This is a genomic window from Xanthobacter cornucopiae, from assembly GCF_043195065.2.
Lineage (GTDB): Bacteria > Pseudomonadota > Alphaproteobacteria > Rhizobiales > Xanthobacteraceae > Xanthobacter.
Map to the genome: position 1 here is coordinate 296,667 of NZ_CM195531.1, position 21,398 is coordinate 318,064.

Consider the following 21,398-nt stretch of genomic DNA (forward strand, 5'->3'; position numbering starts at 1 on the left):
CCGTGCGTGCGGGGCTGGACGCTGCGTCATCGGCCTTCAGCCTGCGGCAAAAGGGGCGTTTTGCCGGTTTCAAGGCCTTGAACGATTGGACTTCTCTATGTGTACCCGGGTGCGCGGGGGAATGGCCTATTGCATCGCGGCAAGGGCGGGATCGGCCAGGCCCTGCTGGTCGAGCTTGGGGGCGATGCGCCGCGCCTCCGCCACCAGCGCGGCAATGATGGGGGTGGTGGGCTCGCGGTGGGGCACCACCAGGCCGATGGAATGGGAGATGTCGGGGTCGAGGATGGGGATGGAGCGCAGCCGCGCCGTCAGCCCCAGGGAATCGGCCAGCATGGCCGGCATCACGCTGGCCCACAGGCCGGTTCGCACATGGGTGAACAGCACCGTCATGGAATTGGATTCCAGGGTCGGCTGGGGGCGTGCGCCCGCCGCCGCCAGCAGGCCGTCGACGATGCGGCGATTCTGCATGGTGGGAGTCAAGAGCGCCAGCGGCAGCTCGCCCACCTCGGCCCAGGTGACGCTGGCGCGGTCGCCGAAACGGGCGTCGGCGGCCGTGACCAGGCGGTACCGTTCGCGATAGAGCGCCACCGTGTTGACCCGGCCCAGGGGTTCGTTGTCGAGATAGGTGATGCCGGCGTCGACCTCGAGGTTTTCAAGGTCGCTCAGGATTTTCAGCGAGGTGCGGGACACCACGGTGAAGCGCACGTCGGGATGGCGGGCGCGGAACGGGGTGGTCAGCGCCGCCACCATGGGCAGCGCGGTGGGGATGGCGGCGATGCGCAGCGGGCCGGACAGGCCGCGTTTCAGCGCGTCGATGTCCTGGCGCATGGCGCGGGCGTCGGAAACGATGCGCCGGGCCCAGTCCAGGGCGCGCTCGCCCTCGGGCGTGAAGCCGAGGAAGCGCGAGCCGCGCTGCACCAGCAGCACGCCCAGCATGTCCTCCAGCTGCTTGATGCCGGCTGAAAGGGTGGGCTGGGTGACGCCGCAGGCTTCGGCGGCGCGGCCAAAGTGACGTTCCCGGGCGAGGGCGATGAGGTATTCGAGCTTGTCTATCATTCCCGCCATATCAGGGGCGGGAGGGATGGCATGCAACTTCCTTCGTCGCTGCAGCGCAGCGAAATCACGCCCGGACGCCGGCCCTTCCGCTCTCGCGTGTTCGTGAAGGCGGCGGGTGGGAACTGCCCGGCGGCCTTCATCTTTTCTTTACAATCCCGCGCGGCGGGGGCGGGCCGGCGGGGGCTCGCGGTTCGCGCGCGGCTGTCGCAGCATGTGGCCCCGGCGCCTGCCGCGCGCTGAGGCGGAGAGGAGTTCCGCCATGAACAGGTCGGCTTCCTGGATCGCTCCCGCGGTCGCGCGCGGGCCGGGTTCTGCGCGTCGCTGGGCCGGGGGACGGGCGGCGCGCCAGGCGTCCTTCGGCATCTCCCTCGTGCTGATCCTGCTGGCGCTGCTGCTCATCGCGACGCCGCCGCTGGCGCTGCTGACGGTGCCGGCGCAGCACCCGGCGGCCCCGGCGCCGCAGCCGCTCAAGACCTTCTCGGTGTCCCTGCTGGCGTGAGCGGAAGCCGGCGCCTGGAGGTCTCGCCGGCCGAGGTGTATGTCACAGCCCGAATTCGCACCTGATTCGGGCGGCGACGGCGGCGTCCGGGCGGCAAGCGCAAGGTGCGGCACGCCGGGGGAGATGTCGTGACGACGCAATGGGGGCGGCGCGCCCTTCTCACCGCGCTCTGTGGCGGCCTGCTGCTGCCGGCGCTTCCCGTCGCGGCCCAGAGCGTCGGCGCGCGGTCGTTCATCCAGGGCGAGGCGGGGCGGCAGGGGGCCGCAGGCGGCCCGGCGCGCGGGCCCGCCCGGGAGTCACCGCCCGCGCCGGCCCGGCGGGGCACGTCGCAGCGGGAGTTCGTGGCGCTGCTGTTCGGCATGCGCGGCGATGTCGCGACCACCGGATCGCTTGGCGGCGGGCGGGAGCGTCCGCGCATTCTCATTACTCCGGCGCCGCCGGCCGGCGCCTCGGCGGGCGGCAGCCGCATCGCTTATTGCGTGCGCACCTGCGATGGCCGCTTCTTTCCCCTGAGCGGGCGGGTGGCCGGCGCCGCCGATGCTGCCGCTCAGGCCCAGTGCAACGCTTTCTGCCCGGCCGCCGAGGTGGCGGTCTACACCTCGCCCGACCTGGCCAAAGGCATCGACGGCGCCGTCGATGGGGGCGGGCATCCCTATTCCGCTTTGCCCAATGCCTTCGTGTTCCGCCAGCGGCTGGTGGAGGGGTGCGCCTGCACCCCCGGCGGCGGCCCGGCGGGGGTGGCGCGGGTGGATGTGAAGGCCGACGTGAGCCTCCGAAGGGGCGACATCGTGGTCACGCCGGAGGGACCCCGGGTGTTCGCCGGCAGCCGCAGGGGACCTCCGTTTCGCGCGGACGATTTCGTGCCGCCGGGCGCTCTGCCGGATTTGCCCCGGGACCTGCAGCAGCGGCTGAAGGATCTCGCTTTCGTCAGCGACTGACTGTGCGGCCCGGCGCCCACCCGGCAGGTGCGGGCGTCGGGAGCGCAGGTGCTGGAGGCGGGGAATCGGGAGCCCGCGGGCGCAGGGGCGCCGCCGGTGTTACTCTGCGGCTTGCGGCGCCTCATGCAGGAGGGCGCGGATGCGGCCGGCAAGGGTCGCCTCGCCTGCCGGCGCCTCGGCCACCAGCGCCGGGATGGGGGAGGAGGCACCCTCCACCTGCGCCGTGAGCACCACCACCTTCGCCGCCAGCTCCGCCAGGGTGGCACGCAGCGCGGCGTCGGGGCCGCCCGCGGTTTCCAGTTGTTCCAGGGCCATCTGCAGCCGCGCGGCGCGGGCCTGCTCGGCGGCGAGGCTCTCCTCGCGCGCGGCCAGCGCAGCGGCGAGCTGATCCAGCTCCATCCTGAGCCGGCCGGCGGCCTCGCTGGCCTGCGCCAGCTCCGCGAGGCGGAGGCCCAGTTCCTCGTCGAGCCGGGCCGCGGCGGCGGTGCGGTCGGCCACCTGGTCCTGAAGCTCGCCCACCACCACCGCCTGCTCCGCGTTGAGCCCCTCAAGCCGGCGCGTGGTGTCTTCCAGCGCGGCCTTGGCCTGTTCCAGCTCCACCACCTTCAGGCGGTGCCGCTCGATGGTGGAGGCATGGGCGACGATGGTCTCGCGCATGGCGTCCGCCTGCAGTTCCAGGCGACGCTGGTTGAGGGCGAAGAAGGCCCGCTGCTGGTCCTTGTCCGCCTGCACCTCGAACAGGGAGACGGGCACCGCCGCTTCCACGCGGCGCGTGGTCAGGCGCACGGCCCGATGCCACACCGCCGGCAGCACGAGCAGGGCCACGAGCGTCGCCATGAGGACGCCCAAAGCGAAATACATGATCTGCTCGATCACGTTGGCCCTTGTCCTTCAGCTCCGATCCCGCAACCCGGATCTCTCATCCATTCATGCCAGAACTGGACGCGGCGCACCAGCCCGCCGCCATCGGCCGGAGGGCGCGGGGCCGTCCCGTCGCGCGGGCTCAGAACGGATTCCAGGTGGGGGTGGGGGTGAACTTGAGGTAGCCGAGATTGGCGCCAAGCCGCACCCCGACGCCGGACCGGATGGGAACCACCACGATGCCGTCGGCGCCGAGCGCGGTCATGCCGAAGCCCGCCACCACATAGGCCGAGCCGGACAGGCCGGCGAAGCGGCGGAAGATGTCCTCCACGCTGCGCAGGTTGTAGACCAGGATCATGGTGCGGGCGCCGTCGCCGCCGAAGTCCCAGCCCACCGAGGGGCCCTGCCAGTACAGCTTCAAGTCGCCGGCATTGCGGGTATAGAGCACGCCCTCGCCATAGCGCAGGCCGCCCACGAACGCTCCGGAGCCCTCCTGCCCGAGAATGTAGCCATTGGGCTGGCCCCATTGGGAGACCGCCTTCTCGATGGACAGCGCCAGCCCCCGCGACACGCTGCCGAAGAAGGAGTGGCCTTTGCTCACCAGTTCGCCGGTGGAATAAGTCTGCGGGGCCTGCTGCTGTCCCTGCTGTTGCGCGGCGGCCGGCCCTGCGGCCAGGGACGCGAGCCCCAGGGACGCGAACCCCAGCCCTGCGGCCAGGAGGCCGCGCAGGACGGTGCGGCGCGCGGCAGGGGTGAGGAAGCTCGATGAGAAGCGCATGGGGGATCTCGCGAAGGGCTTCGGTGGACGGCGGACGCCGCGATTCGAGCTTCGATTATTGCCAGCACTGTGACGGCCGGAAGGCGGCGGCGCCCGCGGGGCCGTCGCCGGCTCACGCGCCGGCGGGCGTGGGCGGCGTGCCGGCGCCCCAGGCGAGGAAGCCCCGCACCTTGAAGCCCTGGTCGGCATGCCCGTAGGTCAGTGGGCTGCCGTCCGGCCGGGTGAGCCGCCCGCCGGCGGCCGCCACCAGCGCGTGCCCGGCGGCGGTGTCCCACTCCATCACCGTACCGAGGCGCGGATAGAAATCCACCCGCCCTTCCGCCAGCAGGCCGAACTTCAGCGCCGAGCCGGCGGGGGTGTATTCGGCCACCCGGTAGCGAGCCACCAGGGCGTCGGTGGCAGGGTCGCCATGCGACCGGCTGGCGGCCACCGCCAGGGGGCCGTCCGGCAGCGGGCGGCAGGTGATGGACGTCCACCCGTCGGCATCCACCGCCGCGCCGGGCGCGCGCGCGGCGCGGAAAGCGCCCCCGGGCCGACCGGCGTAGAGAATCTCCCGCGCCGGTGCGTAGACGACGCCCAGCACCGGCGCGCCGTTCTCCACCAGGGCGATGTTGACGGTGTACTCGCCATTGCCGGAAATGAATTCGCGCGTGCCGTCGAGCGGGTCCACCAGGAAGAAGCGCGGGCCGCAGGCGACGCTGGCGCCGGCCGAGGTGGCCTCTTCCGCCACCACCGGCACGCCGGGGGCGAGCCGTTCGAGGGCCGCGCAGATGATCGCCTCGGCCGCGCCGTCGGCCGCGGTCACCGGGCTGAGGTCGCTTTTCTGGTGGGCCTGGATGCCCTCCCTCTCGATGCGGCGGATGGCGACGCCGGCGGCGAGCGCCGCTTCGGCCAGTCCGGCGAGGAGGGGGGCATCGGCGGGCGAGGAGGGGCGCGGCAACGGAGCGGAAACAGGTGTGGTCATCGGCGGTGCATAGCGGGGCGCGGACCGTGTGTCGACGGCGGCTTGTGAGCCGGCCCCGGTCGGGTGTATCAGAGCCGACCCTTACCCTTGCGATTACCTCCGCCGCCAAGGGCCTGCCGTCGCAGGCGGTTTCGGCGGCGGAATCGCAGCACGCCCGGAAGCCCCGCCCCCATGTCCAATGCGAAGCCGTCCGATGCGAACCTGTCCGACGCGCAGCCGCTCGACACGCCCATCGCCGTTTCCGCCCTGGATCTCGCCGCGCTGCTGTGCTCGCGGGTGTGCCACGACGTGATCAGCCCGGTGGGCGCCATCGTGAACGGCATCGAGGTGCTGGAGGACGAGGGCGCCGCCGACATGCGCGAGGTCGCCCTCGATCTCATCGCCAAGAGCGCGCGGCAGGCGTCCGCCCGGCTCCAGTTCACGCGGCTCGCCTTCGGCGCCGCCGGCTCGGCGGGCGCGCAGCTTGATCTCGGCGACGCGGAGCAGGTGGTGCGCGGCATGATCGAGGACGACCGCACCAGAATCGAATGGCTGCTGCCGCGCGAGTTTCAGGCCAAGAACAAGGTGAAGTTGTTACTCAACCTGATGCTGCTCGCCGTCACCACCGTGCCGCGCGGTGGCGTGATCCGGGTGGCGCCCCTGGGCGGCGGCGAGGCCATGGGCTTCACCCTGGCGGCGCGCGGTGTCAGCGCGCGCATCCCCAAGGGGGTCGAGGCGCTGCTGGCCGGGGAGGCGCCCTCGGGCGGCCTCGATGCCCATGTGATTCAGCCGTACTATGCCGGCCTTCTGGCCCGCGCCTGCGGTTTCGTCACAAGCTTCGACCAGGACGGCGAACTCGTGACCCTGACGGCGCAGGCGGCCTGAGGCTCGGCCTTTCCGCATCTCGCGGCGCGCGGGGCAACGGCCGCGCCCCGGGCCAAAATAAAATGCCCCACCGGAGGTGGGGCAGGGCGACGCGCGGAAATCCTTGAATGGAGAAGGCGGCTCGCGCCGCCCTTCACACTGCCATGCGCTCGGCGCCCGGCGCCGGCTCGCGCAGCACGTAGCCGCGGCCCCAGACCGTCTCGATATAGTTCTTGCCGGCGGACGCATTGGCCAGCTTCTTGCGCAGCTTGCAGATGAAGACGTCGATGATCTTCAATTCGGGCTCGTCCATGCCGCCGTAGAGATGGTTCAGGAACATCTCCTTGGTGAGCGTGGTGCCCTTGCGGAGCGAGAGCAGCTCCAGCATCTGGTATTCCTTGCCGGTGAGGTGCACGCGGCCCCCTTCGACCTCGACCGTCTTGGTGTCGAGGTTGACGATGAGGTCGCCGGTCTGGATCACCGACTGGGCATGGCCCTTGGAGCGGCGGACGATGGCATGGATGCGGGCGACCATCTCGTCCTTGTGGAAGGGCTTGGTCAGGTAGTCGTCGGCGCCGAAGCCGAAGCCCTTGACCTTGTCTTCCGTGTTGGCGAGGCCCGAGAGGATGAGGATCGGGGTCTTGACCTTGGCGACGCGCAGCGCGCGCAGCACCTCAAACCCGGACATGTCCGGCAGGTTCAGGTCGAGCAGAATGATATCATACTCGTAAACCTTGCCGAGATCGACACCCTCCTCACCGAAGTTGGTCGTGTAGACGTTGAAGTTTTCGGTTTTGAGCATCAGTTCGATGCCCTTGGCCGTCGCACTGTCGTCTTCGATGAGCAAGACGCGCATGGCAATCCCTTTCCTCGCAACTTACCGGGAGACGGCGATGCCGACTTCCGTTGCTCGGCCGACGGGGTGATTCGCGTGACGTGTGCGGAATCGATAGCAGACCCCGATTCGCGCGGACAAGGCCTTGTTAAAAAACAATTGTGCACGGTTTCGAAGAGCGAATCCCCGTCAGGCACTTAACTGTTTTCGCCCACTGCCGAGCCCTCGTTTCACCCGTCCCCGGTCATCCCCCCAGCCGGCGTTAGAGCGGGCACGTGATGCGCTTCGCTCGAACCGTGGAGCCATGATTAACGAAGGCGGTAAACGATTGGTTGCCGTGGGGCCATCCGGTGCGATTTTCCGCAACGTCGTTCGGCGCCGGTAAGAAACGGGCAACCGTGAGCCGCCATGGTGAGGCGTGTTGAGGGGGCCCGAGGGTGCTCGGCCCGCATTGCCTCGTTGCGTACCGGAGTTGATGGCGATGAAGTCGCGAGAGCCCTTGATCCGCGCCAAGAAGTTTCAGATCGACGATGCCCGCCGGCGCCTTGCCCAGATCGATGCCATGATCGCCGATTTCGAGCGCATGGCGGTGGAGCTCGACCGCGACATCGCTGGCGAGGAGGAGCGCTCCGGCATCAGCGATCCCGCCCATTTCGCTTATCCCCCGCTGGCCCATGCCGCCCGCGGCCGCCGTGACAACCTGCGCCGGTCGGTGGAGGACCTCGCCGGCCAGCGGGAGGCGGCGAGCGCCGCCTTGAGCGAGGCCGAGGCCGAGCTGACCCTGGCGGAAGCGGCCGGCGAGCTCGACCGTACGGCCAAGCCCGAGCTGGGCAGCCGGCGCGCCGCGTGGCGCCACGCGGATTCCTCGCGCCCGTGAGGGCGGGTCGGAACTTTCGCGCCGGATTGCTATTTTCCCAGTGTCTTGCGCCGCGCGCATGCGCTTCAATGGGGGCGCCTGACGGTGGCGGGAATGCCCGTGGCCGTGAAGGGACGGCGGCTCCGAGGGGGCGGACGCTTTTCGCCGCTCGGAGAAACGCGAGAATGGCCTGGCGCCAATGCAGCCCCGATGCGCCCGAGCGCGGCCCGGCGGCGAGGGAGGTGGACCCGCCGTGACACCCCAGCGAGAGCTGCGTGAATTGCTGGCGCGGCCCGGCGATGCCGCCGCGCGCGAGCGCGTCTATGCGCTGTCCGCGCCGAAGATCTATGGCCTCATCCTCCGCCTGGTGCGGCGTCCGGAACTGGCGGCCGAGACCATGCGGCGGACCTATCGGCACATCTTCTCTCATGCCGCGGCCGTGGCTGCGGATCACGATCCCCTGGCGGCGATGGTCATCATCGCGCGTGGCGCCGGGCTCGACGTGATGCGCGAGCATGGCGGGGCCGACGCCTATGAGCCGTTTCGCGTGGCCAACCCGGCCAAGGACCCGCTCGCACCCCCGGCCCGCAGCAAGGCGCTGCTGCGCCTGCTCGCCGGTCTCGGCAGCCTGTCGGAGGAGCGGCGGCGGATGGTGCTGCTGGCCTATTACGACGGCTGGACCCGCGATGCGCTGGGCGTCTATTTCGATGTTCCCCCCGCCGGGGTGCGGGCGTGGCTCGCCCGCAGCATCCAGCAGCTCGCCACCGAGCTTGGAGTGCGGGGATGACCGGCGACGACCTCATCGCCGCCGAATTCGTGATCGGTACGCTCGACGCGGCGGAGCGCGCGCAGGTGCGCACCCGCATCGCCGTCGATGCCGCCTTCGCGGCGCGGGTGCGCACCTGGGAACGCGCGCTGGTGCCCCTGTACGAGCTGGTGACGCCCATCGATCCGGCGCCGGGGCTGTGGCGGAGCATCGCCGAGGATCTCGACAGCCTCCGCCTTGGAGCCGAACCTGCCGCCGCGGGCAAGCGCGGCGGACGCACGCGGACGGCGGCCGGCAAGGGGAACAAGGACCGCGCGAAGGCCTCGCCGGCGGATGGCGCGAGCTCCGCCGCCGGCGGGACGGCGGGTGGTCGCGTCGCTGGCGCCCTCCGCGCTCCGTTCCAGGCCATGAAGGGGTTGATGCGTGGCCTGCGGGCGCGGCGGGCGGCGGCCAAGAGCCCGCCTGCCGCGCCTCCGCGTGCCGCCAAGCCGCGCCGCGTGCCGGCGCCGGAGGCGGCGGCTTCGCTCTCGGCGGCCGCGCCGGCCCGCGCCGGCGCCGAGCCGCCCCCTGCGCGGGCACGGGACATCGCCCACGCGCGGCGGCGGCTGGAGGAAGAACTGTCCCGGGCGGAGCCGCCGCCGCGCCGGCCCGAAGTCCCCTCGCAGGCCGCGGCGGCGGCTCCCGTGGCGGCGCTTCCGGCGCCGTCCGACAGCCCCCTCGATGCGAGCACGCCACCGCGCGCCGGTGTGGCGCGGGGGGAGCGCAGCAAGATCCGCCGCCGGCGGGCCGATTCCACCAGCGTCGCGCCAGCGCCGCCGGCCATGGAGGCGGCCGAGGCGCCGCCCGCCGGGGCGGCGGATCGGCCGAAGGAGACGTCGCGCCCATCGGGCGCCCGGGAGCGCGTTCGGCGGGTGAGCGCCCATCAGGTGCGCGACACGGGCCGGGACGCGAACGCGGAAGCCGCGCCGGCCGACGCGCCGGTGGACGCGGGGCTGGAGATCGCGCCCCCCGTCGTCCCTGGCGGCGTGCCGCCGGCGGTGGAGACGCCGCCGCGCGCGGATGCGGACGCCGGGGGCTCAGAAGCGCCGCCGCCGACCGCGACAGGGCGTGTGGAACTGTCCCTGTCGCTGGAGCGGCGCCGTATCGCCCATCCCGCCCTGCTGCTGGGCCGCCTGGTGGCGCGCGCGGCCTCCACCACGCCGGACACCGTGGCGCCACCGCCGGCCGAAGCCGCGGGGCCGGGCAAGACGGCGCGCGCGGCGGCGACCCGCCCGGTGAAGCCGGCTGAGCCGTCTCGGCCGCTGTCGGCCACGCCATCGGGCGGCGGGCGCGCCCCGGTGAAGCCGGCCGCGCCCGCGCCGAACACCGCGCCGTCCCGGCCGGCGGCCCCCGGCGCGCCGGCGCCGGCCCCCGTCATCCGGACCTTTCACCCGGCCGAGTCCCTGTCCCTGCGGGCCCGCCTGCTGTGGGGGGCGGCGGCCCTGGCCGGAGTGCTGGGCGGGGCGGTGGGCGCCGACATGCTTGCGGTTTCGGTGGGCGGCCCGGTGCGGCAGCCGCGCACGGTGCCGCTGGTGCCGGTCTATATGGCCAGCCCGCCGCCGGATGTCCGGCTCAAGCTCGATGTGCGCAGCGGCCTGCTGGATCTGCGGGTGACGGCGCCGCCGGCCCCGCCCGGCCGCATCTATCGCCTGTGGTTCAAGACCGAGGCCGGACAAGCCCATTTGCTCGGCAGCTTCACCAGCAGCCTGTTCACGGTGGCCGACGTCGGTCCGCTGATGCTCGCCGGCGCCCCTGGCACGGCGCGCCTGTCGCTGACCGTGGGGGCCGTGGAGGATCCCGACGGCGTGGGCGATGAGATCTACAGCAGCCGCATCGGCGGCTGAGGCCGGGGCGGTGCGGCCCACACCCGGCCGGCCTGTCGCCGGGCGGGCTCAGGCGGGGGCCCTAAGGCCGCGCGGCGTGCCGGAGGGCGGCGACGGCCGGCCGCGGCCGGCCACCCCGACCCGGTTGCGGCCATCGGCCTTGGCCTCGTAGAGGGCGAGGTCCGCCGCCTGCATCAGGCTGGCCAGGGCCGCCGGGGCGCTGGCCGGCGGATCGAGGGTGGCGACGCCCACCGTGACGGTGGCGTGGATGGGCAGATCGACGACGGTGCGCAACTCGCGTTCGGCGATGCGGCGCAGGCGCTCGCCGACCTCGCGGCCGGCATCCGCGTCCGCCCCCGGCAGGATGGCGCAGAATTCCTCGCCGCCGAGACGGCCGATCACGTCCCCCGAGCGCAGCTCGCGGGCGGCGGCCTCCGCGAAGCGCTGCAGCACGGCGTCGCCCACATGATGGCCGAAGCGGTCGTTGATGGACTTGAAATGGTCGAGGTCCACCATCAGCACCGACACGGCCCGCCGCCGGGCGCGGGCGTCGTCCAGCAGCAGCCGGCCGCGCGCCAGCGTGGTGCGCCGGTTGAGCAGGCCGGTCAGGTCGTCGGTGGAGACGAGGCGGTCGAGCACCATATAGAGCGAGCAGAAGTTCCAGCTCGTGGCCAATGCCAGTCCCGCGGTCACGAGCACCGCCTGGGACGCGCCCGTGAGCGCGGCATCCGCGGTCATCCAGCCGGCGCCGAGCGCGGCGGTCCGCGCGAGATAGGAGATGCCGAGCACAAGCAGCAGCACGGCACAGGCGCCACGGGCGAACGACCAGCCGTCCCGCTGCGGCCGCGGCCACAGCGTGCCCACCGCCGCCAGGCACCAGCCGGCGTTGATGATCGAGGCGATGATGATCCGCTGGCCCAGGTCGTCGCCGAGGAAGAGCGACCCGGCCAGCAGCCCGGCCCCCGCGAGGGTGACGAGGACCACCGTGCCGACCATGGCCGTCTTGCCATCGAACACCCGCACGCCGGCCAGCATCAGGCCGAGGGCGGCGAAGATCAGGCCGTTGCCGGCGACGACGCTCAAGGCCATCGGAATGTCGCCGCGCAGCCCCAGGAGGAGCCCGCCGACGGCCACGGCGATGTTCGCCGCGGCCCAATATCTGAGCGAGGGATTCTGGAGACGGCGGCTCGCGAACACCTGCAACAGCGCCACGAGGCCGCTGATCATGGCCGACGTCAGCATCAGGGTCGGAACATGAAGCATCATGCGCGTCGTCCTGTGGCGGGAAAACCGAGACGGCGGCGAAGGTCGAGCATCGTACACCCCGGCGACGACAATGCGAGGGGCAAATGGCGGACCAAGTGGCGCAGGTGGACGACGACCGGCCATGAAAGCCGCCATCGGGACCGGAGCCGGAAGAGCTGGAATGATCAGGCGCGCTGATTATCATGCGCCGGCCGGCCCGTCGAGCCGAGAGGTGCTGCATGATGAATCCCGCGTTGCCGCGTCCCGTGGATCGGGCCCTGGACCCGTCCTTCCGGCATGGCCAGTCCACTGAGCCGAATTATTCCGGCGTCACGTCCTTCCTGCGCCGGCGCTATGCCCGCGACGGCGGCGGCGCCGAAGTGGTGGTGTGGGGCGTGCCGCTGGATGTGGCCGTGTCCAACCGCCCCGGCACCCGGTTCGGCCCGCGCGCGATCCGCGCCGCCTCGAGCATCCTGGACGGCGACCCGTTCTACCCGTTCGGCATCGACCCGTTCGAGACCCTGGATGTGGCGGACGCCGGCGACTGCGTGTTCGACTATGGCGTACCCGCCGGCATCCCCGAGGCCATCCGGGCCCAGGCGGCGGCTCATTATGCGCGCGGCAGCCACCTCGTCACCGTGGGCGGCGACCACTTCCTGACCTATCCGGTGCTGAAGGCGCTGGTGGAACGTCGCGGCGCGCCGGTGGCGCTGATCCAGTTCGATGCTCACCAGGATACCTGGGATGATGCCGGCGACCGGGTCGATCACGGCACCATGATCACCCGTGCCGTCAAGGACGGGTTGATCCGCGTGGATCGTTCGATCCAGGTCGGCATCCGCACCCATGCGCCCAATACCTACGGCATCGAGATCGTCGACGCGCTCACCGCCGGCGAGCTCGGCCCGGCTGCTTTGGCGGCGCGCATCACGGAGCGGGTGGGGGACGCGCCGGTCTACCTGTCGTTCGACATCGATGCCATCGATCCGGCGTTCGCGCCCGGCACCGGCACGCCGGTGTGCGGCGGGCTCACCCCGCGCGAGGTGATCGCCTGCCTGAAGCGGCTGGGCGGGCTCGACTTCAAGGGCTTCGACGTGGTGGAGGTGTCGCCGCCCTACGACCACGCGGAGATCACCGCGCTCGCCGGGGCCACTTTGGCCTCGCTTTATCTGTGCCTGCTGGCGCAGCGGAAGACCGCGGGGCATCCGGTCGCGCCCTGATCGCGGCGCAGGGCGCAGGCGCGGCGCCGCCTTGCCGTTGTCGTGATCCTGTGGGAGAGCGTCGCCGGTCCGGGACGGCAAGGCGGGCGAAGTGAGGTCGGCGGTGTGAGGAAGACGCGGTTCGGCGCCTACGCCTATGTGTTCCCGGTCCTGGCGGTCGCCCTGGCCGCCGTGTTCGCGGCGTGCCCCGCGATCGCGCCGGACGGTGCGTCCGATGGCCTTGCGGAGGCCATCGGCGGAACGCTGGCGGTCCTGTTCCTGTGCGGTTCCGCCTTCTCGGCTGTGGCACATGCCGACGTGGTGTCGGCCCGGCTCGGCCAGCCGTACGGCACGCTGGTGCTGACGCTGTCGGTGACGCTGATCGAGGTGTCGGTGCTCGCCTCGATGATGCTGCACGACGCCGGCAACCCGACGCTGGTCCGCGAATCGGTGTTCTCGGTCATCATGATCGTGAACACCGGCATCGTCGGCCTGTGCCTGCTGCTGGGCAGCCTGAAGCACCGCGAGCAGACCATTCAGCAGCAGGGCGTCAGCGGCTTCCTGTCGGTGCTGATCGCCCTCGGCGTGATGCTGCTGATCCTGCCGAGCGAGACGCGGGATGGCGCGACCGGCCAGTTCACGCCGTTCCAGCTCGGGTTCATGGCCTTCATCGCGGTCGGCCTCTACGCCGCTTTCCTCTACATGCAGACGGTGCGGCATACGGAGCACTTCGCCGCCCAGGAGCCGGAACACGGCGCCACCCGGCCCTCCACCGGGGATTTCCTGCGGGCGCTGGCCATGCTGGCGCTCAGCCTCGCCGGCGTGGTGAGCCTGTCGGGGCAGGTGGCGGCCAGCTTCGAGGATTTCCTGTCGTTGTTCCCGCTGGCCGATCCCGACGCGGTGACCGGCGCGCTGGTGGCGACTCTGCTGCTGCTGCCGGAGGGCATCAGCGCGGTGCGCGCGGCCAGCCGCAACCACCTCCAGCACAGCCTCAACATCGCGCTCGGCTCGGCGCTGGCCTCCATCGCCCTCACCATCCCGGCCATGGCCGCCATCTCCATGATGCTCGGCCTGCCCATGGTGCTGGGGCTGGACCCGGAGGATCGCACCATGATGGTGCTCACCTTCGTGCTGTCGATCCTCTCGTTCGGCACTGGCCGCACCAATGCCCTGAACGGCGTGGTGCACCTCATCCTGTTCGGCATGTACGTGATGCTGACCTTCGTCCCCTGAGCCGGTCCCGCGCCATCCCGCCGGGCGGGGCGAAGCGCCGTCGGGCGGCTCTGGACGGTGGACAGAGCCGAGGGCAGATGGCATGGTCCGCCCGATTTTGGAACGAGGCGTCGGCCGTGAAGAACCTGCTGCTTTATATCTTCACCTGGTGGAACAAGCAGACCCCCGGAACTTGGCTGTGGACCAAGCGCTACGGCGAGTTCGTGGGTTCCGACGAGTTCGGCAACCGCTATTATCGCACCAAGGGCGGTGCCATCGACCCCACCCTCGGCTTCCAGCGCCGCTGGGTGGTCTATCCCGGCTATGCGGAAGCCTCGGCGATTCCCCCCGGCTGGTGGGGCTGGATCCATCACCGGGTCGATACCCCGCCGGTGGACGAGGCCTACACCCCGCGCGAGTGGCAGAAGCCCCATCGGGCGAATCCCACCGGCACGGCGGCGGCTTACCACCCTCCGGGCTCGGTGCTGGCCGGCGGCCATCGTCCGCGCGTCACCGGCGACTACAAGGCCTGGGCCCCCGGCGAGTGAGGCACGGGGCTGGCGTTTCGGCGCGTTCATCCTGTCCTTGACGCGCGTCGCTCCATAGAGTCCTGGCCGGGTGTCGCCGACACCGGGCCTGCCGCAGAACGGCGCGAATCTCCACCGGCGCGCGGGCTGGGATGGCCAGTGTCCGATGGCGTTGGCGTCGTTTTGTGCGGGTATTGGGCCGCCACAGCGGGGAACCGGCTACGGGCAGGGCCGGGATATTCAGGGCAACCTAAAGTTGCCCGCGTCGAAGCATCGCCCTGGCGTCGAGTCCGCAACTGGACAGGATGGGGCGCCATGCGCCGATCCCGCCTCAAGAGCGTGCTTCATTCCCGCGCGTTTTCCAGCGAAACAGGCCCCGGTTCGCGGGAGCAAAATGCGTGAGCTCAAGGCGCTGGAGGGCGTTCCCGATTCCGTGAAACGGGAAAGCGCTGAAGCGCCAAGGGCGGGGGCGTCCGCCGAGCACCAGGTTGCGGTGGCGATTCGGGCGGGGAGGCGGTCGCGCCGTCGGGCTCCGGGTCGGTGCGGCGGGCATTACGCCCTGTTCAAGCCGCATTGTCGGTGCTAATCGGCGGCGTCTGAAGATTCAGCGGTTCGGGTGCGCCGACCGGCACGCTCGTGTCACCCTCCGGCGTTTTCGCGCGAAGCGGTTCGGCCCGGGTGATGAAGACGCGTCCATTCCAGTTTCTAGACCGGTGCGCCTGAAGCATGATGCGGATGTCCCACGGCCTCGCGGCGGTCGCCCTGGTGGCGGTTGCGCAGGCGGCATGTCTCTCGCCCGCCGTGGCGCAGTCCCAGCGCTCGGGCATCGAGCAATCGGCGGTGCCGCCGCCCTCCGGCTTCGGCGCGCCCACGGCGCCCGAGCCGCGCCGTCCGGCGCCGCCAGCTCCGGCGCCCTATCAGCCGACCCCCTACCAGCCCGCGCCTTACCAGCCCGCGCCCGCCACTCCGGCCGCCGGCGCGCCGGTGGACGTGGACGGAGACGGTGTGGTGGTGCAGCCGCCTTCGGTGAAGATTCCGAACCACCTGGCGGTCTATGCGGGGCTCGACAAGATCACCGGCCGCATCACCTCATTCGACGTGGCCATCGGCGAGACCGCCCAGTTCGGCGCGCTGCAGGTGACGCCGCGCGTGTGCTACACCCGACCCGCCAACGAGACGCAGAACACCACCTCGTTCACCGAAGTGAACGAGATGACCCTGAAGGGCGAGGCCAAGCGCATCTTCACCGGCTGGATGTTCGCCGCGAGCCCGGGCCTGCACGGGGTGGAGCACCCGATCTACGACGTGTGGCTGATCGGCTGCAAAGCCCCGGCGCCGGTCACCGCCGCGCCGGCCGGCCAGCAGTAGAAATCGCCTTCCGCCGCCAGCGCGTGATCGAGCAGGCGGTGGTAGTGGCGCCGGGAGACCTCGACCGCGCCGAAGGTCTTCAGGTGGCTGGTGACGAACTGGGTGTCGAGCAGCCGGAAGCCGCCGGCGATCAGCCGCCCCACCAGATGCACCAGCGCCACCTTGGAGGCGTCGCGCTCGCGGTGGAACATGCTTTCGCCGAAGAAGGCGGCGCCCAGCCGCACGCCGTAGAGGCCGCCCACCAGGGCGCCGTCGCGCCAGGCCTCCACCGTGTGGCAGCGCCCGCGGGCGAACAATTCGCCATAGAGGCGGCGGATGCGGGTGTTGATCCAGGTCTTCTCGCGGCCGTCCTGGGGCTCGGAGCAGCCGTCGATGACGCCTTCGAAGTCGGTGTCCACCCGCACCTCGAACCGATCCGACCGCACCGTGCGGGCGAGCCGCGAGGAGATGCGGAAATCATCGAGCGGGATGATGCCGCGCCGCTCGGGCTCGATCCAGTAGAGCCCCGGATCGTCGGCGCTCTCGGCCATGGGGAAGATGCCGCAGGCGTAGGCCTTGAGCAGCACGTCGGGCGTGATTTCGACGATCTGGTCGTTCATCCGGCTCATGGCGAGCGACAGTAGCAGAAAATCGAGCGGGTGTGTGACGCGCGCTCGCCGTTGGCGGCCGTGCGTCGTTGCTCATTCCCGCCGCAGGAAGGCGCCGATGCGGGTGACCGCCTCGGCCATGTCGGCCGCCGAGCCCGCATAGGACAGGCGCAGGAACTGCTTGCCGCGGAACGGATCGAAATCCACCCCCGGCGTGGTGGCCACGTGCACCGCGTCCAGCATGCGGGTGGCGAAGGCGGCGGAATCCCCGGTGAAGGCGGAGACGTCCGCATAAAGGTAGAAGGCGCCGTCGGCGGGAAGGAAATGGCTGAGGCCCACCCGGGGCAGTCCCTCGGTGAGGATGCGCCGGTTTTCCACGTAGCCGGCTTTCACCCGGTCCATTTCCGCCCGCCCGTCGAAGGCGGCGGCGGCGGCGATCTGTGACAGGGTCGGCACCGAGATGGACAGGTTCTGCTGCAGCCGCTCCATGGTGCGCGACAGGCCGGGCGGCACCACCATCCAGCCGATCCGCCACCCGGTCATGCAGAAATATTTGGAGAAGGAATTGATGACGGTCACATCGTCGGCGATCTCCGCCGCGCTCACCGCCGGGAAGGCATAGTCCAGGCCGTGGTAGATCTCGTCGGAGATGAAGGCGAGGCCCAGGTCGCGGGCGCAGGCATGGAGCGCGCTCAACGCCGCGCGGTCCATCATGGTGCCGGTGGGGTTGGCGGGGCTCGCCACCAGCACGCCCTTGAGCGGGGCCTGCCGGTGCGCTTCCAGCAGCCGCTCGGGGGTGAGGGCGTGGCGATCCTCGGCGCGGGTCTCGATCAGCACCGGCTCGCAGCCGAGCGCCGACAGCACATGGCGATAGGGCGGGTAGCCGGGGGCGGCGATGGCGACCCGGTCGCCGGCCTCGAACAGGGCGAGGAAGGCGAGGACGAAACCGCCGGACGAGCCGTGGGTCACCACCACCCGCTCCGGATCGATGGCGATGCCGTGGATCTCCTGATAATGGCGGGCGATGCGCGCCCGCAGCGCCGGAATGCCGAGCGCGGCGGTGTAGCCCACCTGGCCGGCGGCGAGCGCGGCGGTGGCGGCCTGCCGCGCCACCAGCGGGGCGGGGGCGGCGGGCTGGCCCACCTCCAGGTGCATCACCGTGCCGCCGGCGGCCTCAATGCGCGCGGCATGCTCCATCACGTCCATGACGATGAACGGGGCGACGGCGCTGCGACGCGAGGGCTGGAGGTTGGCGCGCGGGCCGGAAAGGGGGCGGGTCATGGGGCACATCCTTCGGCTCGGACGGCGCCCGGCCGGAGCGCCTGCCGCGCTGCCGCCGTATTCTCGCGGTCCTTGGGCTCATGTCGCCCCAATGTGAATGCGGTCCCGTTGACTTGGGTCCGCGCGGGGCTTCACTGTCCGCCCGCTTCCTACCGCGTGCCGGACGGTCCGCCAAGGGACGTGCGCGACGGGCGCGCGCGGGCCGGGGCGTTGGGGCGCCGCCGGAGCCGCCCATCGCCGGCGGGGGCGGGGCAGTGAGACGAGGCGGGAACGAACGTCGGGGCGCATGGACGTGTCATCTTCGGACGCATCATCATCTTCCGGCCGGCTGCGCCGGGTGGCGCGGCGCTGCGGGCGGCTGCTCGCGGCCGTCGCCGTGGCGGCGCTGCCGCTGCATGGGGCGCAGGCCCAGCAGGGCGGCCAGGGGCGGGTTTCCACCATCCGCGACACCGAGATCGAGGCCCTGCTGCGGGACTATACCCGCCCGATCCTGAAGGCGGCGGGCCTGGCCCAGCAGAATGTGGAGGTGGTGCTCATCAACGACCGCTCCTTCAACGCCTTCGTGGCCGACGGGAAGCGCATCTTCGTCAACACCGGCGCCCTGGTGGAGTCCAAGACGCCGAACCAGATCATCGGCGTGCTCGCCCATGAGACCGGACATATCGCCGGCGGCCACCTGGCGCGCATGCGCGAGCAGCTGGCGGGGGCGCAGACCATGGCCATCGTGGCCATGCTGCTGGCCGGCGCGGGGGTCGCGGCCGGCGCCGCCAGCGGCGCGGGGGGCAGCAATCTCGGCAGCGCCGCCGTCGCCGGCATGAGCGCGCCGCAGGAGATGATTCGCCGCTCGCTGCTGTCCTACCAGAGGGGCGAGGAGCAGGCCGCCGACCGTTCGGCGGTGAAATATCTGGACGCCACGCGCCAGTCGGCCAAGGGCATGGTGGAAACCTTCGAGCGGTTCCAGAACGACCAGCTGTTCCTCAGCCAGCGGGTGGACCCCTACCTGCTCAGCCACCCCATGGCGCGTGAGCGCATCGCCGCGCTGGAGCAGCTGGCCAAGGCCAGCCCCTATTACAATACCAAGGACCCGGCGGAGCTGCAGGCCCGGCACGATCTGATGCGGGCCAAGCTGGTGGCCTTCACCGAGCGGCCGGATGCGGTGGCGCGGCTTTATCCGGCGTCCGACGGCTCCATGGCGGCGCAATATGCGCGGGCCATTTCCGCCTATCGTTTCGGCAATGTGAACGGGGCGGTGGCGCAGATCGACGCCCTCATCGCCAAGCAGCCGAACAATCCCTATTTCTACGAGCTGAAGGGACAGGCGCTGCTGGAAAGCGGGCGGGCGGCCGAGGCGGTGGCGCCGCTGCGCAAGGCGGTGGCCCTGACCAACGGCGCGCCCCTCATTCGCGCCATGATGGGCCAGGCCATGGTGCAGTCCGGCTCCAACGTCAATCCGGACGAGGCGGTGCGCGAGCTGATCCAGGCCACCCAGCGCGATCCCGATTCCGCCAGCGCCTGGCGTTCGCTCGCCATCGCCTACGGCCGCAAGGGTGATCTTGCCAATGCCGACTTGGCGGCCGCCAACGGCTATTTCGCCTCGGGCGAATATAAGACCGGGCGCGAGCTGGCCGCCCGCGCCCGCCAGCGCTTTCCCGCCGGCTCGCCGGGCTGGCTGAAGGCCGACGACCTGGTGAATTTCAAGCCGCCCAAGGGCGCCGAAAAGGGCGGCCCAGGTGGCGGGCAATAAGACTGACCTTTCTCACGCGATGGAGATCTTCATGTTTTCGCGCCTCGGCCGCAGCGCCGGCCTCGTTCCGCTGGCGCTCGCCGCCGCCTTGGCCACGAGCCCGGCTTCCGCCTTCACCGACGAGGAGAAGAAGGAGCTCGGCCCCGTCATCCGTGAGTATCTGTTGCAGAACCCGGAAGTGCTCCAGGAGGCGATCGCCGTGCTCGAGGCGCGCCACAACGCCACCGAGGCCAAGGCGCGCAGCCAGGCCGTGGCCGAGCTGAAGCCGCTGCTCCTGGACAGCCCGCGCGGCGTGGTGGTGGGCAACCCCAAGGGCGACGTCACCCTGGTGGAGTTCTTCGACTACAATTGCGGCTACTGCAAGAAGGCGCTCGTCGACCTCCAGGAGCTCATCAAGCAGGACCCGAACCTGCGGGTGGTGCTGCGGGAATTCCCGGTGCTCGGCCCGGGCTCGGTGGAGGCGGCGCAGGTGGCGGTCGCGGTGCGCCTGGTGGCGCCCGAGAAATACATGGCCTTCCATCAGGCGCTGCTGAATGGCAGGGGCCAGGCGGATCGCGCCAAGGCCCTGGCGGCGGCCAAGGAGGTGGGCATCGACCCCGCCCTGCTGCAGAAGCAGGCCAGCTCGCCCGAGCTGAACGCCACCCTGGACGAGAGCATGAAGATCGCCGAGGCGCTGTCGCTCAACGGCACGCCGTCCTACGTGGTGGGCGACACGGTGGTGGTGGGCGCCGTGGGCTTCGACAAGCTGAAGGCCGCCATCGCCGAATCGCGGGCCGAGAAGAAGGCGAACTGATCGCCGGCCGCCGGCCCCCGTGGCCGGCGGACACGCGGTTCGATGCCGGGGCCGGGCCCCGGATGTGTTGAAGGACGGGGGCATGCGCCCCCGTGCCGGCCCGGCGGGCATCGGCTGGCCTCTTTCCTTGCGCCGTGAGCGCTCCTATAAGGGCCGCCAACCCGGCCATGGGGCCGCAGGCAGATGTCTTTGGGATGTCCGATACCATCCACGTTCTGAACGGGCCCAACCTGAACCTCCTCGGCACCCGCGAGCCCGGCATCTACGGCGCCGCGACCCTGGCCGATGTGGAGGCGCTGTGCCGTGAGGCGGCGGCGCGGCACGGCTTTGCGCTCGTGTTCCACCAGACCAATTCCGAAGGCGCGCTGGTGGACCTGATCCAGGCGGCGCGCGGCGCGCGGGGCATCGTCCTCAATGCGGCGGCCTATACCCATACCTCGGTCGCCATTCGGGACGCGGTGGCGGCGGTGGGGGTGCCCACGATCGAGGTGCACCTCTCCAACGTGTTCGCCCGCGAGCCGTTTCGGCACCATTCCTATCTGTCGCCGGTGGCGCGGGGCGTCATCTGCGGCTTCGGCCCGCAGAGCTACGTGCTCGGCATCCAGGCGCTGGCGAGCCTTTCCCAAGGGACATGATGGCGCGCCATCGCCTCCCGCGCGCGGGGGCGGGCGCCGCCGGCAAGAGCAGGACCATGATGAAGCCTTCCAAACCGCAGATTGATACCGACCTCGTCAAGGACATCGCCAAGCTCCTGTCGGACAGCGACCTGACCGAGATCGAGGTGGAGCACGAGGGGTTGCGCATCCGCGTGGTCCGCGCGCCGGCCCAGGTGATCGCGGCCGCGCCGGTGGCGGCGGTGCCGGCCCCGGTCGTCGCGCCGGCCGTGGCCGCGGCGGAGGCGCCCGCCGACCTGTCCAAGCACCCTGGCGTGGTCACCTCGCCCATGGTGGGCACCGCCTATCTGGCGTCCGAACCCGGCGTGCCGCCGTTCGTGGAGGTGGGCGCCACCGTCCGCGAGGGCCAGACGGTGCTGATCGTCGAAGCCATGAAGACCATGAACGCCATTCCCGCCCCCCGTTCCGGCACGGTGACGCGGGTTCTGGTCGGCAATGGGCAGCCGGTGGAATACGGCGAGCCGCTTGTGATCATCGAGTGAGCGCCGGTCGCCGGCGCTCCCCGGCGTG

At 71.3% G+C, this 21,398-nt stretch carries 23 protein-coding genes; 15 read left to right on the forward strand and 8 right to left on the reverse strand.

Going from position 1 to position 21,398, the window contains the following annotated elements:
- Positions 1 to 126 precede the first annotated feature (126 nt).
- Positions 127 to 1,056, reverse strand: coding sequence for a LysR family transcriptional regulator (locus V5F53_RS01305; protein WP_393998037.1), 930 nt, complete (start codon positions 1,054 to 1,056; stop codon positions 127 to 129).
- A 30-nt stretch (positions 1,057 to 1,086) separates the two neighbouring features.
- Here V5F53_RS01305 and V5F53_RS01310 point away from each other — a divergent pair, with 30 nt between their 5' ends.
- From V5F53_RS01310 to V5F53_RS01320, 3 genes are all read left to right on the forward strand, one after another.
- Positions 1,087 to 1,296 carry a hypothetical protein gene (locus V5F53_RS01310; protein WP_509212791.1) on the forward strand — a complete coding sequence of 70 codons (210 nt, stop codon included), beginning with the start codon at positions 1,087 to 1,089 and terminating at the stop codon, positions 1,294 to 1,296.
- A gap of 19 nt (positions 1,297 to 1,315) precedes the next feature.
- The gene (locus V5F53_RS01315; protein WP_393998036.1) at positions 1,316 to 1,555 is read left to right on the forward strand and encodes a hypothetical protein; all 240 of its coding nucleotides are present in this window, start codon (positions 1,316 to 1,318) and stop codon (positions 1,553 to 1,555) included.
- A 128-nt stretch (positions 1,556 to 1,683) separates the two neighbouring features.
- Positions 1,684 to 2,493 carry a DUF2865 domain-containing protein gene (locus tag V5F53_RS01320; RefSeq protein WP_393998035.1) on the forward strand — a complete coding sequence of 270 codons (810 nt, stop codon included), beginning with the start codon at positions 1,684 to 1,686 and terminating at the stop codon, positions 2,491 to 2,493.
- Positions 2,494 to 2,592: 99 nt separating this feature from the next.
- On the opposite strand, the gene V5F53_RS01325 is transcribed toward V5F53_RS01320, so the two are convergent.
- The 3 genes from V5F53_RS01325 to cysQ form a co-directional block, all read right to left on the reverse strand.
- The gene (locus tag V5F53_RS01325) at positions 2,593 to 3,369 is read right to left on the reverse strand and encodes a coiled-coil domain-containing protein (protein ID WP_393998034.1); all 777 of its coding nucleotides are present in this window, start codon (positions 3,367 to 3,369) and stop codon (positions 2,593 to 2,595) included.
- Between the two features lie 127 nt (positions 3,370 to 3,496).
- Positions 3,497 to 4,132 carry a DUF1134 domain-containing protein gene (locus V5F53_RS01330; protein WP_393998033.1) on the reverse strand — a complete coding sequence of 212 codons (636 nt, stop codon included), beginning with the start codon at positions 4,130 to 4,132 and terminating at the stop codon, positions 3,497 to 3,499.
- A gap of 112 nt (positions 4,133 to 4,244) precedes the next feature.
- On the reverse strand, positions 4,245 to 5,096 hold the full coding sequence (cysQ, locus tag V5F53_RS01335) for a 3'(2'),5'-bisphosphate nucleotidase CysQ (RefSeq protein ID WP_393998032.1): 852 nt from the start codon (positions 5,094 to 5,096) through the stop codon (positions 4,245 to 4,247).
- A 171-nt stretch (positions 5,097 to 5,267) separates the two neighbouring features.
- On the opposite strand from cysQ, the gene chpT reads away from it, so the two are divergent.
- The gene (gene chpT, locus V5F53_RS01340; protein ID WP_393998031.1) at positions 5,268 to 5,960 is read left to right on the forward strand and encodes a histidine phosphotransferase ChpT; all 693 of its coding nucleotides are present in this window, start codon (positions 5,268 to 5,270) and stop codon (positions 5,958 to 5,960) included.
- 133 nt (positions 5,961 to 6,093) lie between these two features.
- Here chpT and ctrA read toward each other — a convergent pair whose 3' ends face one another.
- The gene (ctrA, locus tag V5F53_RS01345; RefSeq protein WP_393998030.1) at positions 6,094 to 6,795 is read right to left on the reverse strand and encodes a response regulator transcription factor CtrA; all 702 of its coding nucleotides are present in this window, start codon (positions 6,793 to 6,795) and stop codon (positions 6,094 to 6,096) included.
- Positions 6,796 to 7,255: 460 nt separating this feature from the next.
- On the opposite strand from ctrA, the gene V5F53_RS01350 reads away from it, so the two are divergent.
- The 3 genes from V5F53_RS01350 (at position 7,256) to V5F53_RS01360 (ending at position 10,279) form a co-directional block, all read left to right on the forward strand.
- Positions 7,256 to 7,651 carry a flagellar export protein FliJ gene (locus tag V5F53_RS01350; protein ID WP_393998029.1) on the forward strand — a complete coding sequence of 132 codons (396 nt, stop codon included), beginning with the start codon at positions 7,256 to 7,258 and terminating at the stop codon, positions 7,649 to 7,651.
- Between the two features lie 232 nt (positions 7,652 to 7,883).
- Positions 7,884 to 8,417 carry an RNA polymerase sigma factor gene (locus V5F53_RS01355; RefSeq protein WP_393998028.1) on the forward strand — a complete coding sequence of 178 codons (534 nt, stop codon included), beginning with the start codon at positions 7,884 to 7,886 and terminating at the stop codon, positions 8,415 to 8,417.
- Entirely contained in the window at positions 8,414 to 10,279 is a 1,866-nt protein-coding gene (locus tag V5F53_RS01360) for a hypothetical protein (protein WP_393998027.1), read from the forward strand. The genes V5F53_RS01355 and V5F53_RS01360 overlap by 4 nt, the downstream gene beginning before the upstream one ends.
- A gap of 48 nt (positions 10,280 to 10,327) precedes the next feature.
- Here V5F53_RS01360 and V5F53_RS01365 read toward each other — a convergent pair whose 3' ends face one another.
- The gene (locus tag V5F53_RS01365) at positions 10,328 to 11,524 is read right to left on the reverse strand and encodes a GGDEF domain-containing protein (protein WP_393998026.1); all 1,197 of its coding nucleotides are present in this window, start codon (positions 11,522 to 11,524) and stop codon (positions 10,328 to 10,330) included.
- 218 nt (positions 11,525 to 11,742) lie between these two features.
- Here V5F53_RS01365 and speB point away from each other — a divergent pair, with 218 nt between their 5' ends.
- The 4 genes from speB (at position 11,743) to V5F53_RS01385 (ending at position 15,809) form a co-directional block, all read left to right on the forward strand.
- The gene (gene speB / locus V5F53_RS01370) at positions 11,743 to 12,723 is read left to right on the forward strand and encodes an agmatinase (protein ID WP_393998025.1); all 981 of its coding nucleotides are present in this window, start codon (positions 11,743 to 11,745) and stop codon (positions 12,721 to 12,723) included.
- Between the two features lie 105 nt (positions 12,724 to 12,828).
- Positions 12,829 to 13,935, forward strand: coding sequence for a calcium:cation antiporter (locus V5F53_RS01375; RefSeq protein ID WP_393998024.1), 1,107 nt, complete (start codon positions 12,829 to 12,831; stop codon positions 13,933 to 13,935).
- A gap of 116 nt (positions 13,936 to 14,051) precedes the next feature.
- Positions 14,052 to 14,462 (forward strand): NADH:ubiquinone oxidoreductase subunit NDUFA12, encoded by a 411-nt coding sequence (locus V5F53_RS01380; RefSeq protein WP_393998023.1) that lies wholly within the window; start codon positions 14,052 to 14,054, stop codon positions 14,460 to 14,462.
- A 705-nt stretch (positions 14,463 to 15,167) separates the two neighbouring features.
- Entirely contained in the window at positions 15,168 to 15,809 is a 642-nt protein-coding gene (locus V5F53_RS01385) for a DUF2155 domain-containing protein (protein WP_393998022.1), read from the forward strand.
- On the opposite strand, the gene aat is transcribed toward V5F53_RS01385, so the two are convergent.
- On the reverse strand, positions 15,740 to 16,417 hold the full coding sequence (gene aat, locus V5F53_RS01390; protein ID WP_393998021.1) for a leucyl/phenylalanyl-tRNA--protein transferase: 678 nt from the start codon (positions 16,415 to 16,417) through the stop codon (positions 15,740 to 15,742). The two genes, V5F53_RS01385 and aat, sit on opposite strands and share 70 nt — an antisense overlap.
- Positions 16,418 to 16,489: 72 nt before the next feature.
- Entirely contained in the window at positions 16,490 to 17,677 is a 1,188-nt protein-coding gene (locus V5F53_RS01395; RefSeq protein WP_393998020.1) for a pyridoxal phosphate-dependent aminotransferase, read from the reverse strand.
- 286 nt (positions 17,678 to 17,963) lie between these two features.
- On the opposite strand from V5F53_RS01395, the gene V5F53_RS01400 reads away from it, so the two are divergent.
- The 4 genes from V5F53_RS01400 to accB all read left to right on the forward strand — a co-directional run bounded on the left by V5F53_RS01400 (position 17,964) and on the right by accB (position 21,370).
- Complete coding sequence (locus tag V5F53_RS01400; RefSeq protein WP_393998019.1) at positions 17,964 to 19,421, forward strand: M48 family metalloprotease; 1,458 nt, start codon at positions 17,964 to 17,966, stop codon at positions 19,419 to 19,421.
- A 31-nt stretch (positions 19,422 to 19,452) separates the two neighbouring features.
- Complete coding sequence (locus tag V5F53_RS01405) at positions 19,453 to 20,214, forward strand: DsbA family protein (RefSeq protein WP_393998018.1); 762 nt, start codon at positions 19,453 to 19,455, stop codon at positions 20,212 to 20,214.
- A gap of 194 nt (positions 20,215 to 20,408) precedes the next feature.
- On the forward strand, positions 20,409 to 20,849 hold the full coding sequence (gene aroQ, locus V5F53_RS01410) for a type II 3-dehydroquinate dehydratase (RefSeq protein WP_393998017.1): 441 nt from the start codon (positions 20,409 to 20,411) through the stop codon (positions 20,847 to 20,849).
- Between the two features lie 59 nt (positions 20,850 to 20,908).
- On the forward strand, positions 20,909 to 21,370 hold the full coding sequence (gene accB / locus V5F53_RS01415) for an acetyl-CoA carboxylase biotin carboxyl carrier protein (RefSeq protein WP_393998081.1): 462 nt from the start codon (positions 20,909 to 20,911) through the stop codon (positions 21,368 to 21,370).
- Positions 21,371 to 21,398: the final 28 nt, after the last annotated feature.

Coding starts and splice junctions, on each gene's coding strand:
- V5F53_RS01305 (WP_393998037.1), bottom strand. CDS start 1,056: ATGATAGACAAGCTCGAATACCTCATCGCCCTCGCCCGGGAACGTCAC.
- V5F53_RS01310 (WP_509212791.1), top strand. CDS start 1,087: ATGCAACTTCCTTCGTCGCTGCAGCGCAGCGAAATCACGCCCGGACGC.
- V5F53_RS01315 (WP_393998036.1), top strand. CDS start 1,316: ATGAACAGGTCGGCTTCCTGGATCGCTCCCGCGGTCGCGCGCGGGCCG.
- V5F53_RS01330 (WP_393998033.1), bottom strand. CDS start 4,132: ATGCGCTTCTCATCGAGCTTCCTCACCCCTGCCGCGCGCCGCACCGTC.
- cysQ (WP_393998032.1), bottom strand. CDS start 5,096: ATGACCACACCTGTTTCCGCTCCGTTGCCGCGCCCCTCCTCGCCCGCC.
- chpT (WP_393998031.1), top strand. CDS start 5,268: ATGTCCAATGCGAAGCCGTCCGATGCGAACCTGTCCGACGCGCAGCCG.
- ctrA (WP_393998030.1), bottom strand. CDS start 6,795: ATGCGCGTCTTGCTCATCGAAGACGACAGTGCGACGGCCAAGGGCATC.
- V5F53_RS01350 (WP_393998029.1), top strand. CDS start 7,256: ATGAAGTCGCGAGAGCCCTTGATCCGCGCCAAGAAGTTTCAGATCGAC.
- V5F53_RS01360 (WP_393998027.1), top strand. CDS start 8,414: ATGACCGGCGACGACCTCATCGCCGCCGAATTCGTGATCGGTACGCTC.
- V5F53_RS01365 (WP_393998026.1), bottom strand. CDS start 11,524: ATGATGCTTCATGTTCCGACCCTGATGCTGACGTCGGCCATGATCAGC.
- speB (WP_393998025.1), top strand. CDS start 11,743: ATGATGAATCCCGCGTTGCCGCGTCCCGTGGATCGGGCCCTGGACCCG.
- V5F53_RS01385 (WP_393998022.1), top strand. CDS start 15,168: ATGATGCGGATGTCCCACGGCCTCGCGGCGGTCGCCCTGGTGGCGGTT.
- aat (WP_393998021.1), bottom strand. CDS start 16,417: ATGAGCCGGATGAACGACCAGATCGTCGAAATCACGCCCGACGTGCTG.
- V5F53_RS01395 (WP_393998020.1), bottom strand. CDS start 17,677: ATGACCCGCCCCCTTTCCGGCCCGCGCGCCAACCTCCAGCCCTCGCGT.
- V5F53_RS01400 (WP_393998019.1), top strand. CDS start 17,964: ATGGACGTGTCATCTTCGGACGCATCATCATCTTCCGGCCGGCTGCGC.
- V5F53_RS01405 (WP_393998018.1), top strand. CDS start 19,453: ATGTTTTCGCGCCTCGGCCGCAGCGCCGGCCTCGTTCCGCTGGCGCTC.
- aroQ (WP_393998017.1), top strand. CDS start 20,409: ATGTCCGATACCATCCACGTTCTGAACGGGCCCAACCTGAACCTCCTC.
- accB (WP_393998081.1), top strand. CDS start 20,909: ATGAAGCCTTCCAAACCGCAGATTGATACCGACCTCGTCAAGGACATC.